At 61.8% G+C, this 18,468-nt stretch carries 17 protein-coding genes, 1 tRNA gene and 1 riboswitch; of the genes, 5 read left to right on the forward strand and 13 right to left on the reverse strand.

Annotated elements, in window-relative coordinates; all coding sequences use genetic code 11:
- Positions 1-30 precede the first annotated feature (30 nt).
- Positions 31-906, reverse strand: a complete 876-nt coding sequence (locus RWJ89_RS15640) for a transporter substrate-binding domain-containing protein (protein WP_316031110.1) — start codon at positions 904-906, stop codon at positions 31-33.
- Between the two features lie 359 nt (positions 907-1,265).
- On the opposite strand from RWJ89_RS15640, the gene RWJ89_RS15645 reads away from it, so the two are divergent.
- Positions 1,266-3,254, forward strand: coding sequence for a methyl-accepting chemotaxis protein (locus RWJ89_RS15645; RefSeq protein ID WP_316031111.1), 1,989 nt, complete (start codon positions 1,266-1,268; stop codon positions 3,252-3,254).
- Positions 3,255-3,417: 163 nt separating this feature from the next.
- Here the strand turns inward: RWJ89_RS15645 and RWJ89_RS15650 are convergent, their stop codons facing one another.
- The gene (locus RWJ89_RS15650) at positions 3,418-3,798 is read right to left on the reverse strand and encodes a VOC family protein (protein WP_168283811.1); all 381 of its coding nucleotides are present in this window, start codon (positions 3,796-3,798) and stop codon (positions 3,418-3,420) included.
- Positions 3,799-4,226: 428 nt separating this feature from the next.
- Between RWJ89_RS15650 and RWJ89_RS15655 the strand changes: the two genes are divergently transcribed.
- On the forward strand, positions 4,227-4,505 hold the full coding sequence (locus tag RWJ89_RS15655; protein ID WP_168283810.1) for a hypothetical protein: 279 nt from the start codon (positions 4,227-4,229) through the stop codon (positions 4,503-4,505).
- 26 nt (positions 4,506-4,531) lie between these two features.
- On the opposite strand, the gene RWJ89_RS15660 is transcribed toward RWJ89_RS15655, so the two are convergent.
- Together RWJ89_RS15660 and RWJ89_RS15665 are read right to left on the reverse strand one after the other, a co-directional pair.
- Positions 4,532-4,605, reverse strand: a tRNA-Gly gene (locus RWJ89_RS15660).
- A gap of 61 nt (positions 4,606-4,666) precedes the next feature.
- Positions 4,667-5,761 carry a 2'-deoxycytidine 5'-triphosphate deaminase gene (locus RWJ89_RS15665; RefSeq protein ID WP_165504401.1) on the reverse strand — a complete coding sequence of 365 codons (1,095 nt, stop codon included), beginning with the start codon at positions 5,759-5,761 and terminating at the stop codon, positions 4,667-4,669.
- A 73-nt stretch (positions 5,762-5,834) separates the two neighbouring features.
- A riboswitch (SAM riboswitch) is annotated at positions 5,835-5,913 on the forward strand.
- Between the two features lie 42 nt (positions 5,914-5,955).
- Here RWJ89_RS15665 and RWJ89_RS15670 point away from each other — a divergent pair.
- Both RWJ89_RS15670 and apaG read left to right on the forward strand, forming a co-directional pair.
- Positions 5,956-7,140: an O-succinylhomoserine sulfhydrylase gene (locus RWJ89_RS15670; protein ID WP_131663055.1), complete on the forward strand. Its 1,185-nt coding sequence runs from the start codon at positions 5,956-5,958 to the stop codon at positions 7,138-7,140.
- 242 nt (positions 7,141-7,382) lie between these two features.
- Positions 7,383-7,775: a Co2+/Mg2+ efflux protein ApaG gene (gene apaG, locus RWJ89_RS15675; RefSeq protein WP_168273194.1), complete on the forward strand. Its 393-nt coding sequence runs from the start codon at positions 7,383-7,385 to the stop codon at positions 7,773-7,775.
- An 80-nt stretch (positions 7,776-7,855) separates the two neighbouring features.
- Here the strand turns inward: apaG and RWJ89_RS15680 are convergent, their stop codons facing one another.
- The 4 genes from RWJ89_RS15680 to RWJ89_RS15695 all read right to left on the reverse strand — a co-directional run bounded on the left by RWJ89_RS15680 (position 7,856) and on the right by RWJ89_RS15695 (position 11,816).
- The gene (locus RWJ89_RS15680; protein WP_168283843.1) at positions 7,856-8,443 is read right to left on the reverse strand and encodes a hypothetical protein; all 588 of its coding nucleotides are present in this window, start codon (positions 8,441-8,443) and stop codon (positions 7,856-7,858) included.
- A gap of 132 nt (positions 8,444-8,575) precedes the next feature.
- Entirely contained in the window at positions 8,576-9,568 is a 993-nt protein-coding gene (locus tag RWJ89_RS15685) for an Hsp33 family molecular chaperone (RefSeq protein ID WP_316031112.1), read from the reverse strand.
- Between the two features lie 89 nt (positions 9,569-9,657).
- Complete coding sequence (gene argF / locus RWJ89_RS15690; protein WP_025393036.1) at positions 9,658-10,572, reverse strand: ornithine carbamoyltransferase; 915 nt, start codon at positions 10,570-10,572, stop codon at positions 9,658-9,660.
- Positions 10,573-10,619: 47 nt separating this feature from the next.
- A complete protein-coding gene (locus RWJ89_RS15695) occupies positions 10,620-11,816 on the reverse strand; it encodes an aspartate aminotransferase family protein (protein WP_316031113.1) in 1,197 nt (398 codons plus the stop codon).
- Positions 11,817-12,236: 420 nt separating this feature from the next.
- Between RWJ89_RS15695 and RWJ89_RS15700 the strand changes: the two genes are divergently transcribed.
- On the forward strand, positions 12,237-12,770 hold the full coding sequence (locus tag RWJ89_RS15700; protein WP_025393034.1) for a GcrA family cell cycle regulator: 534 nt from the start codon (positions 12,237-12,239) through the stop codon (positions 12,768-12,770).
- Positions 12,771-13,091: 321 nt separating this feature from the next.
- Here RWJ89_RS15700 and phoB read toward each other — a convergent pair whose 3' ends face one another.
- The 5 genes from phoB to pstC all read right to left on the reverse strand — a co-directional run bounded on the left by phoB (position 13,092) and on the right by pstC (position 18,313).
- Positions 13,092-13,775, reverse strand: a complete 684-nt coding sequence (phoB, locus tag RWJ89_RS15705; protein WP_010068798.1) for a phosphate regulon transcriptional regulator PhoB — start codon at positions 13,773-13,775, stop codon at positions 13,092-13,094.
- A 148-nt stretch (positions 13,776-13,923) separates the two neighbouring features.
- On the reverse strand, positions 13,924-14,637 hold the full coding sequence (gene phoU / locus RWJ89_RS15710) for a phosphate signaling complex protein PhoU (RefSeq protein ID WP_003556199.1): 714 nt from the start codon (positions 14,635-14,637) through the stop codon (positions 13,924-13,926).
- A gap of 44 nt (positions 14,638-14,681) precedes the next feature.
- Positions 14,682-15,497 (reverse strand): phosphate ABC transporter ATP-binding protein PstB, encoded by an 816-nt coding sequence (gene pstB / locus RWJ89_RS15715; RefSeq protein WP_017958848.1) that lies wholly within the window; start codon positions 15,495-15,497, stop codon positions 14,682-14,684.
- Positions 15,498-15,512: 15 nt separating this feature from the next.
- Positions 15,513-16,835, reverse strand: coding sequence for a phosphate ABC transporter permease PstA (pstA, locus tag RWJ89_RS15720; RefSeq protein WP_168283804.1), 1,323 nt, complete (start codon positions 16,833-16,835; stop codon positions 15,513-15,515).
- Positions 16,832-18,313, reverse strand: a complete 1,482-nt coding sequence (pstC, locus tag RWJ89_RS15725; protein ID WP_316028765.1) for a phosphate ABC transporter permease subunit PstC — start codon at positions 18,311-18,313, stop codon at positions 16,832-16,834. The genes pstA and pstC overlap by 4 nt, the downstream gene beginning before the upstream one ends.
- Between the last annotated feature and the right edge of the window lie 155 nt (positions 18,314-18,468).

Raw genomic sequence — 18,468 nt, forward strand, 5'->3', positions numbered from 1 at the left:
AAACTGTGAGGCAGTTTTGCGATAGCGGCTTCAATAGAGCCCGTAGGGGAAATAACGCAGATAAATTTCCTGGAGACGGCCGTTGCGCGACAGCGTGGCGAGCGCGTGGTCGATGGCTGATGTCAGCACGCTGTCCTTCTGCCGCAGCATGATCGTCATGCCCTCGCCGAGGAAATGCTCGGAGAGATAGGGGCCGTCGAACAGCGCGCAGCATTTGGCGGATGCCGGCGAAGAGACCCAGAAGGAAAGCTGCAGCGCATCGGCAAAGACGGCATCGACCTTGCGGTCCTTGAGCGCCGCCAGCAGGGCGTCCTTCGTGTCGAACGGCTCGGCCTTGAGCGTGGGGAAAAAGGCTGCCAGCATCGACTCATGCACCGTTCCCCTGACGACACCGACCGGGTGGCTGGAAAGCGCGGCAGCGGTCTTTCCGTCGAGCGGCACGGCGAGATTGCGCACGAAGCGCGCCGGCAGCATCAGATAGGGTCTGGAGAAGACGAATTGCCGGCGCAGCTCCGGGGTCACGGCAAGACCGGCGATGACGGCATCGCCCTGTGAGGCGGCGAGCGCATCCCTGAGGTCGGCAAAGGGGAGCGCCTGGATCTGGCACTTGTCTGAAATCTCCAACTCGCTGCAGATCTCGCGGGCGAGGTCGACATTGAAACCGGAAAGCTTGCTGTTCTGATCGGTGAAATTGAAGGGCGGGAAATCGACCGACGTCAGGAAGCGCAGGCGCACCAGCGAGGAGAGATCGGGCCTCGCAAGGCGCTCGCGCGCGTCGAAGAGCAGCGGCAGCGAAGGTGCCGCCTGCTGGGCGGACGCGGCGCAACTTGAAAAAAGCGCGCCCAGCAACAGCCCGAACGCGAAAAAGCCGTTCAGAGTCACGGATGCGAGCTTGAATTGCATCATCTTGATCTTGGTCTCAGGTTAAGCGCGAAGCGTGCGGCGTCGGCAAGATGTATCAGAGTCATGCGTGGCAGGGAATATGTGTGGGAGTGAGGGAGCCGACGACGCGCGCGAACTCATAAGAGGACAAGTCAGCCCCTAAAAATCACTGTCATCCGCCACCCTCTGTTAGCGCGGAATTAAAGAATATCGCCTCTTATTTGTTGCGACGACATCGGACCCCGCCAGCCGATCGCATGATGCAAGCGTCAGCCCAAACGTAATCCCCAAACCGCGATATTGAAGCAGCGCTTTTTCTGCAACAATTGATTTCCAAAAGCACCGGGCGCGCGAGCACGCCCCGTCAACCGGATGACATTTCCATGCTGAAACATCTAAAAATCCGCACAAAAATCATATCGGTGGTGGCGCTCCTGGGGCTGATCACGATGGCGGGGCTGATCTATGTCATTTCCGAGTTCCGCCGAGCGGATGCCGCCTACAGCGCCTTCATCGATCATGAAGCGCAGGCCTCGATGCTGAGCGCGCGCGCCAGCGCATCGGCGGTGGCCTCGGTGCTGCAGGTAAGCCTGCTTGCCGACATGAAGCCCGATACGCCCGAATTCCAGACGGCGCTCGCCACACCGAGCAAGCTGCCGCAGGCGCGTGACCGCATGAAGCAGGTGCTGGCGCTGATGCCCAGCCGCAAGCCGGCGATCGATGAAATCCAGGCGGGCATCGATGAGATCGAAACGCTGGCGAACAAGATCATCGAACAGAGCAAAGCCAAAGACGGCGCCGGCGCCCAGGCGAATGTTGCCCTGATCAATGCAAAGCTTGATGCGCTGACGCCGAAGATGATTGCCAACAATGATGCGATGATGGCGATGCTCAACGATGGCGGCGACGCGCTCTCGGCCTCCGTCAACGAACGGATCATCTTCTGCCTCGTCCTGATCGGCATCGCCGTTCTCGCTGCCGTCGGCTTCAGCGTGGTCGTGGCCCAGATAGGCATCGCCGGTCCGATGATGCAGCTGCGCCAGCGCATGACGCGGCTTGCCGAGGGCGATACGACAAGCGATGTCAGCGGCCTCGACCGCGGCGACGAAGTCGGCCAGATGGCAAAGGCCGTTTCGGTCTTCCGCGACAATGCGATCGAGCGTGCCCGGATCGAAGCGCGCGCCGAAGCGGACCGCGACGTCAGCGACAGCGAACGCCGCGACCGCGAGGCGCAGAAGGCCCGCGAAGCATCGGAACTCGACCGCGCCGTCACCGCACTCGGCGACGGCCTGCGCCGCCTTGCCGCCGGCGATCTCGCCTCGCATATCGCCGAGCCCTTCGTCGCCCATCTCGATGCGCTGCGCGAGGATTTCAACAACTCGGTCGAAAAACTCAACGAAACCATGCATACGGTCGGCGCCAATGCCCGGGCGATCGGTGCCGGCGCCAACGAGATTCGTTCCTCTGCGGACCAGCTTTCCCAACGGACGGAACAACAATCGGCCTCCGTCGAACAAACGGCAGCGGCGCTCGAGGAGATCACCACGACGGTGCGCGACGCCGCCAAGCGGGCCGAGGAGGCAAGCCAGCTCGTCGCCCGCACCCGCCTCGGTGCCGAAAAATCCGGCGAAGTCGTCCGCAAGGCCGTCTCCGCCATGCAGCAGATCGAGAAGTCGTCGGGCGAGATCTCCAACATCATCGGCGTCATCGACGACATCGCCTTCCAGACCAATCTTTTGGCCTTGAATGCAGGCGTCGAAGCCGCCCGCGCCGGCGATGCCGGCAAGGGCTTTGCGGTCGTCGCCCAGGAAGTGCGCGAACTCGCCCAGCGCTCGGCCAAGGCCGCCAAGGAGATCAAGGCGCTGATCAGCACCTCCGGCTCGCATGTGCAGACCGGCGTCTCGCTGGTCGGCGAAACCGGCAAGGCGCTCGACGCGATCGTCCAAGAGGTGCAGGAGATCAACCAGCACGTCCACGCCATCGCCGAGGCCTCCCGCGAACAGTCGATCGGCCTGCAGGAGATCAATACCGCCGTCAACACCATGGATCAGGGCACGCAGCAGAATGCGGCGATGGTCGAGGAATCCACCGCCGCCAGCCACAACCTCGCCACCGAAGCGGCAGCGCTCAACAACCTGCTCGGCCAATTCAGGCTGACCGGCACCGGCGGCTTCACCGCCAGCGCGCCAATCGCCACAGCACCACGCGCTGCCGCCCGCCCGGCAGCCAGGGCGCAGGTCCGCGTCGCCCGCGAAGGCACTGCCCGCCCGGCCGCCTCACCGGCCCGCGCGCTCGGCCAGAAAATCGCCAACGCCTTCGGCGCCGGCAGCAGCACATCGTCAAGCCAGGATCCCGACTGGACGGAATTCTGAGCCGACTTCGGCACGAGGCACGGCTGTCAGGTTCGCGCGGATTTCCTGCCCTCGCCCTGGCCTGCGAGGGGTCGGCGAAAAATGGAGAGGTCGCGGCATATCCCCTTCTCCCCTCGGGGAGAAGAGGGAACCGAGAGGGCGGCACTTTCCTTTTGGGGTGTCGCTAGCTCGGCCGCCAACCGATCTCGACGAGGATATTTCCGGGCGCAGTACAATAAAACAGCCAGCCGCCGCGCATGGCGGCCGGCGGACCGGACAAATCAGCACCGGCAGCAGCAAGCCCGGCATGGACCGCATCGACATCCGCCCTGGCAGGCAGGATGAAGCCGATGTGATAGGTCTGGCGCCCCATCTCCACCTGATCGGCGGTGCCGAATTTTGCGATTGCGTGGCTGAGGACGATTTCGAGGCCGGCATCGTCTTCCAGGATCGCCAGGCCGTTCTGGCCGCGCATATCCTTCAGCGTCAGGCAGAAATGGCGGATGAAGAAATCCGCCGTGGCAGCGATATCGGGTACGTGGAAATCGAGATGGTTCAGGCGCATGACAGTCTCCGTTCGAAAAAATCCCGGGACTGCCTTTTTGCCGTCTCCGCACGCCGCCGGGATCCCGCATCTTCATGCGGATCACGTCGCGGGTTCTCGTGCCAGGACACGGAGCAGAGCTTCCGTGAGAGCGCGCTTGACGCTCGAACGGAAGGGATCGGGCTTACCTCAACCGATCCTGCCTTTTTCGACGATGCCGATCTAGCAGACGGCACCGGTTTCGGCAATGGATGCGTCGGTGCACGACTGGAGGAATGGGATTCTCACCCTAATATCCATAGGTGGATGTCGCCCCGCCGGCCGCTCGATCACGTCGTCCCCCGGCGACGCTTTCCCGAAGAATTGACGCGCGGCATGGGCATTCGTATCGTGCGCCCTATCCGGCAAGGCACAGAGTGATATTATTCGCGGCATTGGGAGGGATGGATATGAAACCTGCAATCATCGGCCTCGTCGGCACGCTCGTTCTGACGGGATGCAGCACCGTCGGCTACAGCGGACCGGGCCTCGAACCCATCCCCGGAAGCATTACCTATAGCGGCCAGCCGCGCACCAAACTCACCAAATCACCGCCCGGCTCAGCCTTCCCGCATGATTTCATCGACCAGTACGGCCGGCAGGTGGAGGAAACCTACATCATCCAGCCCGACCGCAGCCTGATCATCGCGCACCGGCAATACAAGCCGATCCGGTTTTTTGGGGATTAGGTGCATCAGGCACGGCTTGCGGGAGCTGGAGCGGGTGAAGGGAATCGAACCCTCGTATTCAGCTTGGGAAGCTGCTGCTCTACCATTGAGCTACACCCGCGATGAAGCGAGATTTCCAACAGATGGGGGCGGCTGTCAAGTCGCAACCCTTCAGGCCAGCTTCAGATACGGAAGTGCTTCGAGAGTTTCAGGCCCTGGGCCTGGTAGTTCGAGCCGAGGCCGGAGCCGTAGAGGCTGGCGGGCCTTTCCTGCATATGCTCGTAGACGAGGCGACCGACGATCTGGCCGTCTTCGAGGATGAAGGGCACTTCGTGGCTGCGCACTTCGAGCACGGCGCGGCTGCCGCGCCCGCCGGCAGGCGCATGGCCGAAGCCCGGATCGAAGAAGCCGGCATAGTGGACGCGGAATTCGCCGACCAGCGGATCGAAGGGGGTCATCTCGGCGGCATAATCCGGCGGCACGTGCACGGCCTCACGCGAGACGAGGATATAGAACTCGTCGGGATCGAGGATCAGCTCGTTGCGGCCGCGGCTGTGGAGCGGTTCCCAGAAATCGAAGAGGTCGTGCTCGGCCTTCTTGTCGACATCGACGACGGCGGTGTGATGTTTGCCGCGATAGCCGATCAGGCCGTCCTTGTCTCCGGCAAGGTCGATCGACAGCGCGATGCCGCCGCCCGAAACATTCGGCAGCTTGCTGGCGACCAGCGTTTCGCTTTCATGCAGCTTCAACAGTTCCGGCTCGCCGAGCAGGGCCTGGCCAACGCGGAAACGGATCTGCGACAGGCGCGAGCCGCGGCGCACGACGATCGGGAAGGTGCGCGGGCTGATTTCGAGATAGAGCGGGCCGGAATAGCCTGATGGGATCTTGTCGAATTCCTGGGCGTAATCGGTGATGACGCGGGTGAAGATATCCAGGCGCCCGGTCGAGCTTTTCGGGTTGGCCGAGGCCGACATGTCGGCCGGCAGCGCCAGGCTCTCCATCAGCGGCACGATGTAGACGCAGCCGGTTTCGAGCACCGCCCCCTCGGAGAGGTCGATCACGTGCAGGCTCAGCCGGTCGAGCTTGTCTGACACCAGATGCGAGGGGCCTGGCATGAAGCTGGCACGCACGCGAAACGCCTTGCCGCCCAAGCGCAGGTCAAGGCTTGCCGGCTGGATCTGGTCGCGGTCCAGCTCCCGTTCGGAGATCAGACGCCCCGTTTCGAACAGCGCGGAGATCGCGCGATCCGCCAGAATTCCCGTTTCGCGAGCCATCATGCCTCATCCATCATTTGCCGCCGACAAAACCAAACTCGGGGAATTGACGCAAGCAGCTAACAGCAGTATTGCAGAATTATCCCGTGGTGATTTGGCCGGTCGGCTTGCAGCCACGTTAAACAAGTGGCTAAAAAGACCGGGTTGAAACCGGTCTGCTTTTGCGACCGGTTTTTTTGTTATGTGAAGGTGATGGCATGAGCAAGACCTGGCGCCCGGCAACCCAACTCGTCCACGGTGGCACGCTGCGTTCGCAATATGGCGAGACGTCCGAGGCAATCTATCTCACCCAAGGCTTCGTCTACGAGACGTCGGAGGCGGCCGAAGCCCGCTTCAAGGGCGAGACGGAGGGCTTCATCTACGCCCGCTACGGCAGCCCCACCAACGACATGTTCGAAAAGCGCATGTGCATGCTCGAAGGCGCCGAAGACGCCCGCGCCACCGCTTCCGGCATGGCCGCCGTCACCGCGGCGATCCTCTGCCAGCTCAAGGCCGGCGACCATATCGTCGCTGCGCGTGCTCTGTTCGGTTCCTGCCGCTGGGTCGTCGAGACGCTGGCGCCGAAATACGGCATCGACTGCACGCTGATCGACGGCCGGGATCTGGCGAGCTGGGAAAAGGCGATCACGCCGAAGACCAAGGTGTTCTTCCTGGAAAGCCCGACCAATCCGACGCTCGAAGTGATCGATATTGCAGGCGTCGCCAAGCTCGCCAACCAGATCGGCGCCAAGGTCGTCGTCGACAACGTCTTCGCCACCCCGCTCTTCCAGAAACCTTTGGAACTCGGCGCCCATATCGTCGTCTATTCCGCCACCAAGCATATTGACGGCCAGGGCCGCTGCCTCGGCGGCGTCGTGCTTTCCGACAAGGAATGGATCGACGAGAACCTGCACGACTATTTCCGCCATACCGGCCCGGCGATGTCGCCGTTCAACGCCTGGACTTTGCTGAAGGGCATTGAGACGCTGCCGCTGCGCGTGCGCCAGCAGACCGAAAATGCCGCAAAGATCGCCGATTTCCTGGCCGAGCAGGGCAAGGTCGCCAAGGTGATCTATCCCGGCCGCAAGGACCACCCGCAGGCCGATATCATCGCCAAGCAGATGACCGGCGGCTCGACGCTGGTCGCCTTCGAGCTGAAGGGCGGCAAGGATGCGGCCTTTGCGCTGCAGAACGCGCTCGAGATCATCAAGATCTCCAACAATCTCGGCGACAGCAAGAGCCTGATCACCCATCCGGCAACGACGACGCACAAGAACCTGACGGAGGAGGCGCGCGCCGAACTCGGCATTTCTCCGGGCACGGTCCGCCTTTCGGCCGGCATCGAGGATACCGACGACCTGATCGAGGATTTCGCGAAGGCGCTTGCCAAGGTCTCGGCCTGATCCAGATCCAGAGATAAGGCGGCCGGACCTGGAGTTCGGCCGTGCCGGATCTCACCAAGGTGAGACGGGGGAACAAGTTCGTCCTCCGCGGCGTTCCGAAACGGAATTAACACTGACAATTAGGCTTAACGATCGAAAACCCTTCGGATCACAGCCATTTCAGCGATGATAATTGTTCCGTTTCTTGACGGACAGGGCCTCTTATAAGATACGGGTAACATATCTTGACTAAGGTGCAAGGCATGTATCGCGCCCTCACAAGAGAGATCGAAGTAGTCGTCGAGCCGTTCTATCTGGAGGAGCAATCCGATCCGGAAGACGATCGCTATGTCTGGGGTTACCGGATTGTCATCAGCAACAATTCGAGCATAGCCGTTCGGCTGGTCAATCGTTACTGGAACATCACCGACCAGAACGGTCAGGTGGACGAGGTGACCGGTCCCGGCGTCGTCGGCGAGCAACCGCGCCTTAGCCCCGGCGACACCTACGAATATTCCTCCGGCTGCCCGCTCGACACGCCCTCAGGGTTGATGTTCGGCCATTACCAGATGGAAACGGACGAAGGCGAGATGTTCGATGTCGACATCCCCGCTTTCTCGCTGGATTCGCCTGGGCTGCTGCGCGTGCTCAATTGAGCGCGTAGCGCCGACGTTGATATGCTTGCCGCAAGACTACGCGCGGCCGTGGATCTTCGGGTTGCCCAGTCATCAATCTACTAAAGCTCAAAAGGATCCGACGCCTGGGTGCCTGACTTTGCTTCAAACGGATCTTTTGATTGTGGCGGGGCCGGATGTTTTGCGACCGCATCGTTTACCGCCTTTTGGCAGGCGAGCAACTCATCCGCTGCCCTGGCGGAATCTTTCAAACCGAGGGCAACAATCTGCTTTCCTCTAAAGCTGGCGCGGAAACTCAGTTTACCAGCGAATTCCTCAATCAAGTCGGGATCCTTGAAATCAATCCATAATGATTTGAAGCCAGGGAGATCCAGACCTCTCGCATCAGCCGTCCGTTTAGACTGGTCGAACGAGAGTTCGATGGGATAATGCTTACCTTTCTCCAAGGATTTCCAATTTGGATTTCCGAGCAGAATGTAAAGAGGGTTGTCCTTTTTGCGGAAATTGAAGCCAAGACGAAAAATGGTGTCGTCATCAAAGGAAGTCAGAACAAAACAGCCATTGTCTAAAGTCGGGTCGACAGCCACGCTCCAGCCCCCGACCTCTTTCCAGGGGACTGTCCCGTCATCAGCCAAACTCATTCGTGGCATCGCAGCTATGAGCGCGAGTACAAAAAACAAAAGCCGCATCAATGCCCCATCCGCTTTCTTAGGCCACAACCAATGAAACAGAATAGGTGCACAGTGACTACGCAAAGTCGAGTCACCGTGCTGCATCATCGCTAATCTTTTATTGTTCGCGGTGCGTGTCCTTAACCAAGCCTATTCGGCCGGCTGAAGCTCGGTCGGCTCGAAGCGATAGGTGGTGGAGCAGAATTCGCAGGTGACTGCGATTTCGCCATTTTCCTGGCTGGCCTCGATCTCCTCGGCCGAAAAGCCCTTCAGCACGCCCTTGATCTTGTCCCGCGAGCAGCTGCAGCGGTCGAACACCGCGCGCGGTTCGTAGACGCGCACGCCGCGCTCGTGGAACAGGCGGAACAGCAGCCGCTCGGTGCCGACCAGCGGATCGGTGAGTTCATCGGCGTCGATGGTCTCGACCAGCGAACGGGCTTCGAGCCAGGCATCGTCCTCGCCATGCGGGCGGCTGCTGGTGTCGCCGTCGCCGCCGTGCAGATCCGGCTGGCGCATGCGCTCCGGCGCTTCCGGCAGGAACTGGGCGACGAGGCCGCCAGCCCGCCAACGATGGCGCGGCTTGCCGGCATCGTCGCGATCGAAGAGCTCGGCCGCGGCAAGACGGACGCGCGTCGGGATCTGTTCCGACTGGCGGAAATAGACGCCGGCAATTTCTTCCAGCGTAGTGCCGTCGAGCGCGACAATGCCTTGGTAGGGCTGGCTGAACTTGCCCTGGTCGATGGTGAAGGCGAGAATGCCTTTGCCGAGCAGTTGCTCCGGCTCGGTTTCGCCTGACTCGATCGCCTTGTTGAGCAGCGCCTGATCGAAACGGGCATAGGCGCGGACGTTTTCCGGCGTCGAGAAATCGGCGACGAGAAGATCGACCGGGCCGTCGCCCTTGGTCTGCACCGTGAACTTGCCGTCGAACTTCAGCGAGGTGCCGAGCAGCACCGTCAGCACGACGACTTCAGCAAGCAGCCGGGCAACGGGTGCGGGATAATGATGGCGCTCGAGGATCGCATCGAGCATCGGGCCGAGCTGAACGGCGCGGCCGCGCACATCCAGCCCCTCCACCTGGAAAGGGACGACATGGTCATCGCCGGCGAAATCGAACTGGCCGAGGGCGGCTGCAGCTTCTGCCATGGCTTTCACTCCTAGTTCAGAGCGATGGGTCAGCGTGCCCGTCGCTCGCGCGGTCGCGAGATCTTTCACTCTCGACGTCCGATTATGGTTCAGATCGCGCCCAGGCACCAAGCAAGAATCGACTTCTGCGCATGAAGACGGTTTTCCGCCTCATCGAAGACCACGGATTGCGGACCGTCGATCACTTCGTCCGTCACTTCCTCACCGCGATGGGCGGGCAGGCAATGCATGAACAATGCATCATTGCCGGCTTTCGCCATCAAGGCCGCGTTGACCTGATAAGGCTGGAAGACATTGTGACCCCGGGCCCGATGTTCCTGATTCATGGAGACCCAGGTATCGGTCACCACGCAATCGACGCCGGCGACCGCACGGTCGGCATCATGGCAAAGCATGATTTCGGCGCCCTCATTGCGGGCCCAGTTCAGATAGTGATCCTTTGGCTCCGAGCCAAGGGGCACGGCCATGTTCATGCGATAGCCGAAACGCGCGGCACCCTCGACCAGCGAATGCAGCACATTGTTGCCGTCGCCGGTCCAGGCGATGGTCTTGCCCTTGATCGGGCCGCGATGCTCTTCGAAGGTCATGATATCGGCCATGATCTGGCAGGGATGGGTGTCATCCGTCAGCGCATTGATCACAGGCACGGTCGCATGCTGGGCAAGCTCCAGCAGCCTGGAATGCTCGGTGGTGCGGATCATGATCGCATCGACATAGCGCGACAGCACCTTGGCGGTGTCGCCGATCGTCTCGGCGCGGCCGAGCTGCATCTCGGTGCCGGACAGGAAGAGCGTTTCGCCGCCGAGCTGGCGCATGCCGACGTCGAAGGAGACGCGGGTGCGCGTCGACGGCTTCTCGAAGATCATCGCCAGCATCTTGCCCGCGAGCGGCTTGTCGCCCGTGCCTGCCTTGAAGGCCTGCTTGCGGGTGAGCGCATCGTTCATGATCGTTCTGAGATCGGCGGATGTGACCGCCGAAAGATCGAGGAAGTGTTTAGGGCTCATATCGTCTACTTACCTGTACCTGTGCTGCGCCCGAAGCGGCAATTTCTTCAAGCCGTCTTCTTGACCTTGGAAGCGCGGATGCTCTCGGCGGCGCGCTCGACGCGGGCAAGGCCCTCGCGGGCTTCCTCGGCGGTGACCACGAGCGGCGGAAGAAGGCGGATGACGTTGTCGCCGGCGGGCACGCCGAGCAGATGGGCGGCGCGGATCGCCTGCAGCAGTTCGGCTGAGGGAACGGCAGCCTTGATGCCGAGCAAAAGCCCCTCGCCGCGCACGTCTTCGATCACATCGGGATAACGATCCTTCAGCGAGGCGAGACCCTGGCGGAAGACGAGTGCTACGTCGCGCACCTGCTGGAGGAAGCCATCGGCAAGGATGATGTCGAGCACGGCGCTGCCGACGGCCATGGCAAGCGGATTGCCGCCATAGGTCGAGCCATGCGTACCGGCCTTCATGCCGGAGGCGGCCTCTGATGTGGCAAGGCAGGCGCCGAGCGGGAAACCGCCGCCGATGCCCTTGGCGACCGCCATGATGTCGGGTGTGATGCCCGACCATTCATGGGCGAAGAGCTTGCCGGTGCGGCCGACGCCCGTCTGGACCTCGTCGAGGATCAACAGCAGGCCGTTCTCGTCGCAGAGCTGGCGAAGCGCCTTCATGAACTCGCTAGTGGCAGGACGGACGCCGCCTTCGCCCTGCACCGGCTCGATGAGGATGGCGGCCGTCGCCTCGGTGATCGCGGCGCGGACCGCTTCGATATCGCCGAAAGCCACCTGATCGAAACCCGGCGCCTTGGGGCCGAAACCTTCGAGATATTTCTCCTGGCCGCCGGCGGCGATCGTCGCCAGCGTCCGTCCGTGGAAGGCGCCTTCGAAGGTGATGATATGGAAGCGCTCGGGATGGCCCTTGGAAAACTGGTAGCGGCGCGCCGTCTTGATCGCGCATTCGAGCGCCTCGGCACCCGAATTGGTGAAGAACACCTTGTCGGCGAAGGTGGCGTCCGTCAGGCGCTTTGCCAGACGCTCCTGGCCGGGGATCTCATAGATGTTCGACAGGTGCCAGACCTTGTCGGCCTGCTCCTTCAATGCGCCGACCACATGCGGATTGCTGTGGCCGACGGAGGTGACGGCGACGCCGGCGCCGAAATCGAGATATCGCTCGCCACTTTCGGTGATCAGCCATACGCCCTCGCCTCGCTCGAACCGCAGTGGGGCACGAGAATAGGTGTCATAAAGCGCGGCTTCAGCCATGGCGCGATCTCCATCAAAGTTGCCGGGCAATGACTCCGGCTAAGGAAACCAGGCCCGAAAAATCAAAAATGCCGCCTTGCGGCGGCGAGTGGCACTATTTCCTTTTCGCGCTGCAATGTCAACAAAACGGCGCCCTTAGCGTATGCAGCAAGGGTGTACAGCGGCATTTTCAGTCATCAACAGGCATTATTGCAGAAATGACACGCAGGGGCAGCAAGTTGGGGAAAACTACGAATTCGATTCATCCGGATTCATGCGACTCTTGTCACGGAGTCAGCCTCACACTAGGTTAAAGATCAATTACTAGACTGCATGCGGCGGAACTAGTCACCAAAATTGATCAAGCGTTTCTTGTTTCGGAGCTCCCGGGACAACGGTGAGGGATTCTGCCATCACCAACGCAAAAGGTGGAGACAGGGCATGAACTGGACAGACGAGCGGGTCGAGAAACTCAAGAAGCTTTGGGCCGAAGGACTGAGCGCCAGCCAGATTGCTGCGCAGCTTGGCGGGGTCAGCAGAAACGCGGTCATCGGCAAAGTGCACCGGCTGTGCCTTCCCGGCCGTGCCAAGGCCGGCGGCACCAACACCGCGGCGCGAACGCCGAAGCGCAACACATCGGCGCCGCGCGCACCGAACTACGCCTCCCGGATCACGACCCGCACCGTCACCCGCCAGCAGGGCGCGACGATGCTGAAGGAAGAGATCGAGATCGAAACGATCGAGGAAATGGAATACGTGCCGAGGGGCAACGTGGTGGTGCCGATTTCGCGCCGCCTCGGCCTGACGGAACTGACCGAACGCACCTGCAAGTGGCCAGTCGGCGATCCGCTGAAGGACGACTTCCATTTCTGCGGCTGCGAATCCCCCGACAATTCGCCTTATTGCGGCTATCACCAGAAACTCGCCTACCAGCCGGTGAATGAACGCCGCCGGGCAGCGGCGCGGGCCAGCTGAACGAGCGAACATCGTTTAGAATGCAGAAAGCGGGCCGAGTGGCCCGTTTTTTTATGCGAGTGGATGGAAGCGCTTATTGCGAGATGGCTGCCCCTCACCCTAACTCTCTCCCCGTAAACGGGGCGAGGGGACTTGCCACACGAGAGGTGGAGGACGGGGAACGGAGACGTCGCAGCGGGTCCCTTCGCCCCGCGAGCGGGAGAAGGTGGCGGCAGCCGGATGAGGGGCGGTCTATCGCCGCGAACCGGACAGCAGCGGGACAAGCCCGAGCACGACGAAAAAGTCGTCGGTCGACTCTGTCAGTAACCAGAATGGAAGCCCTCAGGCTTCCATCGAATAACCGGCGCCGCGGACGGTGCGGATGACGTCTTGCATGTTGGAGAAATTCAGCGCCTTGCGCAGACGGCCGACATGGACGTCGACGGTGCGCTCGTCGACATAGATATCGTGGCCCCAGACGCCATCGAGAAGCTGCGAGCGGGAGAACACCCGGCCCGGCGACGACATCAGGAATTCCAGCAGGCGGAATTCGGTAGGGCCGAGGCGGACTTCGCGGCTCTTGCGATGGACGCGATGGGTTTCGCGGTCGAGCTCGATATCGCCGCACTTCAGCACGGTCGACAGCACCTCGGGACGGGCGCGGCGCAGCATCGCCTTGACGCGGGCAACGAGCTCGGGGGTCGAGAAGGGCTTGACGACATAATCGTCGGCACCCGTCGACAATCCGCGGACGCGCTCGCTCTCCTCGCCGCGCGCCGTCAGCATGATGATCGGCAGGCGCTCGGTTTCCGGCCGCATGCGCAGGCGCCGGCAGAGCTCGATGCCGGAGACGCCCGGCAGCATCCAATCGAGGATGAGAAGATCGGGCGTGCGCTCCTGAAGCCTCATTTCGGCTTCGTCGCCACGAAGGATGGTATCGACCTCGAAGCCTTCCGCTTCGAGGTTGTAGCGAAGAAGCACGCTGAGGGCTTCCTCGTCTTCAACAACTGCAACTCTCGGGATCATGCGTGTCGGTCTCCTCGCGCATCATCCTTAAATCAGGGGGTGATTTAAGCAATTCATCCTGCGCAAATTCAGAAATTGGCTGCGACCTCTTTGCGCGCCCCGGACGGGCGCGCACGCAATTGACTGGTCCGGCGACTGGCCCGGGCGGTTATTCCGTCACCGCGCCGACGGTGTTGGCGCTGTCGTCCTTCGGACGATCGCCTTCCGGCTGTGCGCCGGTCGTCATGTAAAAGATCGTCTCGGCGATGTTGGTGGCATGGTCGCCGATGCGCTCGATATTCTTGGCGCAGAAGAGAAGATGCGTGCAGCTAGTGATGTTGCGCGGATCCTCCATCATATAGGTCAGAAGTTCGCGAAACAGCGAGGTGTACATCGCGTCGATCTCGTTGTCGCGTTCACGGATCGCATTCGCCTTGTCGGCTGAACGATTGGTGTAGACATCGAGCACTTCCTTGAGCTGGACGAGCGCCAACTCGGACAGATGCTCGAGGCCGCGGGCGAGCTTGCGGGGAACGCCGGTGCTTTGGACGGCGATGACGCGCTTGGCGGTGTTCTTGCCGAGGTCGCCGACGCGTTCGAGATCGGCGGCGATGCGGATCGAACCCATGATTTCACGCAGATCCGAGGCCATCGGCTGACGGCGGGCGATCGTCACGATCGCCTTGTCGCCGATTTCGCGTTCGGCGTGATCGAGGATCACATCGTCCGAGATGACCTTCTGCGCCAGCGCGGTATCGCCGTTGACGAGGGCGCGGACGGCTTCGCTGACCATCTGCTCGGCCAGGCCGCCCATTTCGGAAATCCGCCTGGACAGGAACTTCAGATCATCATCGTAGGCAGAAAAAATATGTGTCGATGCCATGGGGCTTTATCCTCGAATAACGGGAAGGCTTGGTGTCGCCAAAATCAACCGAAGCGACCCATGATGTAGTCCTGGGTGCGCGGATCGTCGGGATTGGTGAACATCTTGTCGGTGTCGTTCTCCTCGACGAGATTGCCGAGGTGGAACATGGCGGTGCGCTGCGAGACACGCGCGGCCTGCTGCATGGAGTGGGTGACGATGACGATCGTGTAGTTCTCGCGCAGCTCGTGGATCAGTTCCTCGACCTTGGCGGTGGCGATCGGGTCGAGCGCCGAGCAGGGCTCGTCCATCAGGATGACTTCAGGGCTGACGGCGACGGCACGCGCAATGCAGAGGCGCTGCTGCTGACCGCCCGACAGGCCGGTGCCGGATTCATGCACGCGGTCCTTGACCTCGTTCCAGAGGCCGGCGCGCTGCAGGCTGGTTTCGACGATCTGGTCGAGATCGGCCTTCGACTTAGCAAGGCCATGGATGCGCGGGCCGTAGGAGACGTTTTCATAGATCGTCTTCGGGAACGGGTTCGGCTTCTGGAAGACCATGCCGACGCGGGCGCGAAGTTCGACGACGTCGATATCGGGATCATAGACATCGTCGGTATCAAGCGTGATCTTGCCGGTGACGCGGCAGCCGTCGATCGTGTCGTTCATGCGGTTGAGGCACCGCAGGAAGGTCGACTTGCCGCAGCCGGACGGGCCGATCAGGGCGGTTACGGTGTTTTCGCGGACGTTCAGGTTCACATCGAAAAGCGCGCGCTTCTCGCCGTAATAAACCGAGACATCCTTTCCGATCATCTTATAAGGGACGTTGCTCATCTTCTGATCCAGCGCCTTTTCAACTGCAGCTTCCGTCAGCATATTCATGATGTTTAACTCCGTTTACCAGCGGCGCTCGAAGCGACGACGCAAGAGGATGGCGCCCATGTTCATGACGATCAGGAACAGGAGCAGGACGATGATGGCACCCGAAGTACGCTCAACGAAGGCACGTTCTGCCTCGTTGGCCCACATATAGACCTGTACGGGCAGAGCCGTCGAGGGATCGAGCGGTGTCGTCGGCGCGTTGGCGACGAAGGCGACCATGCCGATCAGGAGCAGCGGCGCGGTTTCGCCGAGCGCGTGCGCCAGGCCGATGATCGTGCCGGTCAGGATGCCCGGCATGGCGAGCGGCAGCACATGGTGGAACACCATCTGCATCTTCGAAGCGCCAAGGCCGAGCGCTGCGGCGCGGATCGACGGCGGCACGGCGCGCAGTGCCGCACGCGTCGCGATGATGATCGTCGGCAGGGTCATCAGCGTCAGCACCAGGCCGCCGACCAGCGAGGCCGAGCGCGGCAGGCCGATGAAGTTGATGAAGACGGAAAGACCGAGCAGACCGTAGACGATCGAAGGGACCGCGGCGAGGTTGTTGATATTGACCTCGATCAGGTCCGTCAGCTTGTTCTTCGGCGCGAACTCCTCGAGATAGATCGAGGCGGCGACGCCGATCGGCAGAGCGAGCACGAGCACAATCAGCATCAGGTAGAGCGAGCCGATCAGGGCGACGCCGAGGCCTGCGGCCTCCGGACGGCTGGAATTGCCGTTGACGAAAAGGCCGGTGTTGAACTGCTTGTGGAGAGCGCCGCTCGCCTTCAGCTCGTTTATCCAGCCGATCTGCTTGTCGTTGACCTTGCGGTTCTTCTCATCGACCGAGAGGTCGATCTGGCCCTTGTTGGCGCTGTCGACATTGGCGTCGGCGAGAACCGTGACATTGACCGTCTTGCCGATGATCGACGGATCGGCCATCACCATATCGCGCAGCTGGATCGGCGCGCTCTTCGACAGCATGGCGGATGCATCGCGCACGTCGGGACGGCTCGAGGCATTGATGTTCAGCTGCTTGACGATCGCGTCACGCAGGAGAACCGGATAGTTGGCGGCGATCAGCGCCGAGGGATCGGTCGCACGCTTATTGTCGGGGTCGATCGTCTTCTCGACGAATTCGATCGGCAGGGTGATCGCCGTCTGCTGGAAGGCGGTGTAGCCTTTGCCGATCACCGTCCACAGCAGGATGAAGAGGAAGACGAGACCGAAGGTGATGGCGGCGATGCCATAGGCCTGGAACCGGCGCTCGGCGGCATAGCGGCGCTTGATGCCGATATCGCGGCGCGCTGGCGCCTTGGAAACGGTGGCGCCTGATGTGGGAGAAACAATATCCGTCATTCGTACTGCTCCCGGTATTTGCGCACGATGTAGAGCGCATAGATATTGAGGCAAAGCGTGATGCAGAACAGGGTGATGCCAAGGGCAAAGGCAACCAGCGTCTGCGGCGAGGTGAACTCTAGGTCGCCAGTCAGCTGATTGACGATCTTGACCGTCACCGTCGTCATCGGCTCGAAGGGATTGATCTGGATGCGGGCGGCCACACCGGCGGCCAGCACGACGATCATGGTTTCGCCAACGGCGCGCGAGGCAGTCATCAGCAATGCGCCGACGATGCCGGGAAGGGCTGCGGGCAAGACCACCTTCTTGATGGTTTCGGAGCGTGTGGCACCAAGACCGAGCGAACCGTCACGCAGTGACCGCGGCACGGCGGTGATGATATCGTCCGACAGCGAGGACACGTAGGGGATCAGCATGATGCCCATGACGATACCGGCCGTCAGAACGCTCTGCGCCTGAATGAAATTGCTGTAGTTGCCGGACAGAAGGCCGCTGACCTGGGCGGAAAAGTCGCGCAGGAACGGACCGACGGTGACGAGCGCGAAGAAGCCGTAGACGATCGTCGGAATGCCGGCGAGCACTTCCAAGAGCGGCTTGGCGACCCCGCGCACCTTCGGCGAGGCGTATTCGGCCATGTAGATGGCGGCAAACAGGCCGACCGGCACGGCGACCAGCATGGCGACCAGGCCGATATACATCGTGCCCAGCAGCAGCGGGATCAGGCCGAACTGACCGAAGGACGAGCTGCCGGCGCCGGCAAAGCGCGGATCCCAGACGGTGCCGAAGAAGAAGTCCATGGCGGGAACGGCCGCAAAGAAGCGGGCGGCTTCCGACAGCATGGAGAGCACGATGCCGATCGTCGTCAGAATGGCGATCGAGGAGGCGAGCAGCAGGCCCCAGAGCATGACGCGCTCGACCCGGTTGCGGGCGCGGAAGCGCGGAGCGATGGAGCGCAGCGCATAGAAGGCGCCGGCAACGGCCAGGATGAAGACGACCGCCGTCATGGCGATGCGGCTCGTCATGCTCATGGCGTTGAGCGTCCTGGCGGCGTCGACCATGTAAGGCAGCGGCTGGCCGGCGAGCGGCACGCCCTTTTCGAGGAGCTTGGCCTGCAGCGCAGCCGGATCGTTGCCGACCGCCGCAGTTTCATCCGAGGTCAGCATCGTCAGGCCGCGGGCGACCGTCGCCACCGTCGAATAGCCAAGATCCTGCTCGACCGAGACTTGAGCCTTGATGTCGTCAGGGAAAGTGCTGCGAACCGAAGACTGGATGATGCCGGGGCTGATGGAGAGCCAGAGGCCAAGGACGATGAGGGCGGGAAGAACTGCCCAGATCGCCGCATAGGCGCCGTAATAGGCCGGCCGTGAATGCAATGCGGAAGACCGGCCTCCGGCAAGCGCCGTGGCACGGTTGCGCGCGACCAGATAGGCGGCGACTCCGATCACCACAAGGCACAAAAGTATGATGGATGTGCTCATTCGTTACGTCCCCAGGCCCATAGCCCCAAAAAGCCCGGCAGCTTCGTCAGCTGCCTTCAGCTTCCAATCATGGAGAAGGAATTCAACCCTGCAGCGGACATGCCGGCGCAGGGACATAAGCAATGCCGGCGCGGGATGAAAGGCACCGCGCCGGC

It is taken from the genome of Rhizobium sp. 10PS4 (assembly GCF_032464805.1).
In the GTDB taxonomy this organism is placed as follows: Bacteria; Pseudomonadota; Alphaproteobacteria; order Rhizobiales; family Rhizobiaceae; genus Rhizobium; species Rhizobium laguerreae.

Excerpts from the sequence above, each read along its gene's own strand:
- RWJ89_RS15655 (WP_168283810.1), top strand. The coding sequence starts at position 4,227 with ATGAAACCTGCAATCATCGGCCTCGTCGGCACGCTCGTTCTGACGGGA.
- RWJ89_RS15700 (WP_025393034.1), top strand. The coding sequence starts at position 12,237 with ATGAACTGGACAGACGAGCGGGTCGAGAAACTCAAGAAGCTTTGGGCC.
- pstB (WP_017958848.1), bottom strand. The coding sequence starts at position 15,497 with ATGAATATGCTGACGGAAGCTGCAGTTGAAAAGGCGCTGGATCAGAAG.
- RWJ89_RS15640 (WP_316031110.1), bottom strand. The coding sequence starts at position 906 with ATGATGCAATTCAAGCTCGCATCCGTGACTCTGAACGGCTTTTTCGCG.
- argF (WP_025393036.1), bottom strand. The coding sequence starts at position 10,572 with ATGAGCCCTAAACACTTCCTCGATCTTTCGGCGGTCACATCCGCCGAT.
- RWJ89_RS15685 (WP_316031112.1), bottom strand. The coding sequence starts at position 9,568 with ATGGCAGAAGCTGCAGCCGCCCTCGGCCAGTTCGATTTCGCCGGCGAT.
- RWJ89_RS15695 (WP_316031113.1), bottom strand. The coding sequence starts at position 11,816 with ATGGCTGAAGCCGCGCTTTATGACACCTATTCTCGTGCCCCACTGCGG.
- RWJ89_RS15650 (WP_168283811.1), bottom strand. The coding sequence starts at position 3,798 with ATGCGCCTGAACCATCTCGATTTCCACGTACCCGATATCGCTGCCACG.
- pstC (WP_316028765.1), bottom strand. The coding sequence starts at position 18,313 with ATGAGCACATCCATCATACTTTTGTGCCTTGTGGTGATCGGAGTCGCC.
- pstA (WP_168283804.1), bottom strand. The coding sequence starts at position 16,835 with ATGACGGATATTGTTTCTCCCACATCAGGCGCCACCGTTTCCAAGGCG.
- phoB (WP_010068798.1), bottom strand. The coding sequence starts at position 13,775 with ATGATCCCGAGAGTTGCAGTTGTTGAAGACGAGGAAGCCCTCAGCGTG.
- RWJ89_RS15665 (WP_165504401.1), bottom strand. The coding sequence starts at position 5,761 with ATGATGGCTCGCGAAACGGGAATTCTGGCGGATCGCGCGATCTCCGCG.
- RWJ89_RS15645 (WP_316031111.1), top strand. The coding sequence starts at position 1,266 with ATGCTGAAACATCTAAAAATCCGCACAAAAATCATATCGGTGGTGGCG.
- apaG (WP_168273194.1), top strand. The coding sequence starts at position 7,383 with ATGTATCGCGCCCTCACAAGAGAGATCGAAGTAGTCGTCGAGCCGTTC.
- RWJ89_RS15680 (WP_168283843.1), bottom strand. The coding sequence starts at position 8,443 with ATGCGGCTTTTGTTTTTTGTACTCGCGCTCATAGCTGCGATGCCACGA.
- RWJ89_RS15670 (WP_131663055.1), top strand. The coding sequence starts at position 5,956 with ATGAGCAAGACCTGGCGCCCGGCAACCCAACTCGTCCACGGTGGCACG.
- phoU (WP_003556199.1), bottom strand. The coding sequence starts at position 14,637 with ATGGCATCGACACATATTTTTTCTGCCTACGATGATGATCTGAAGTTC.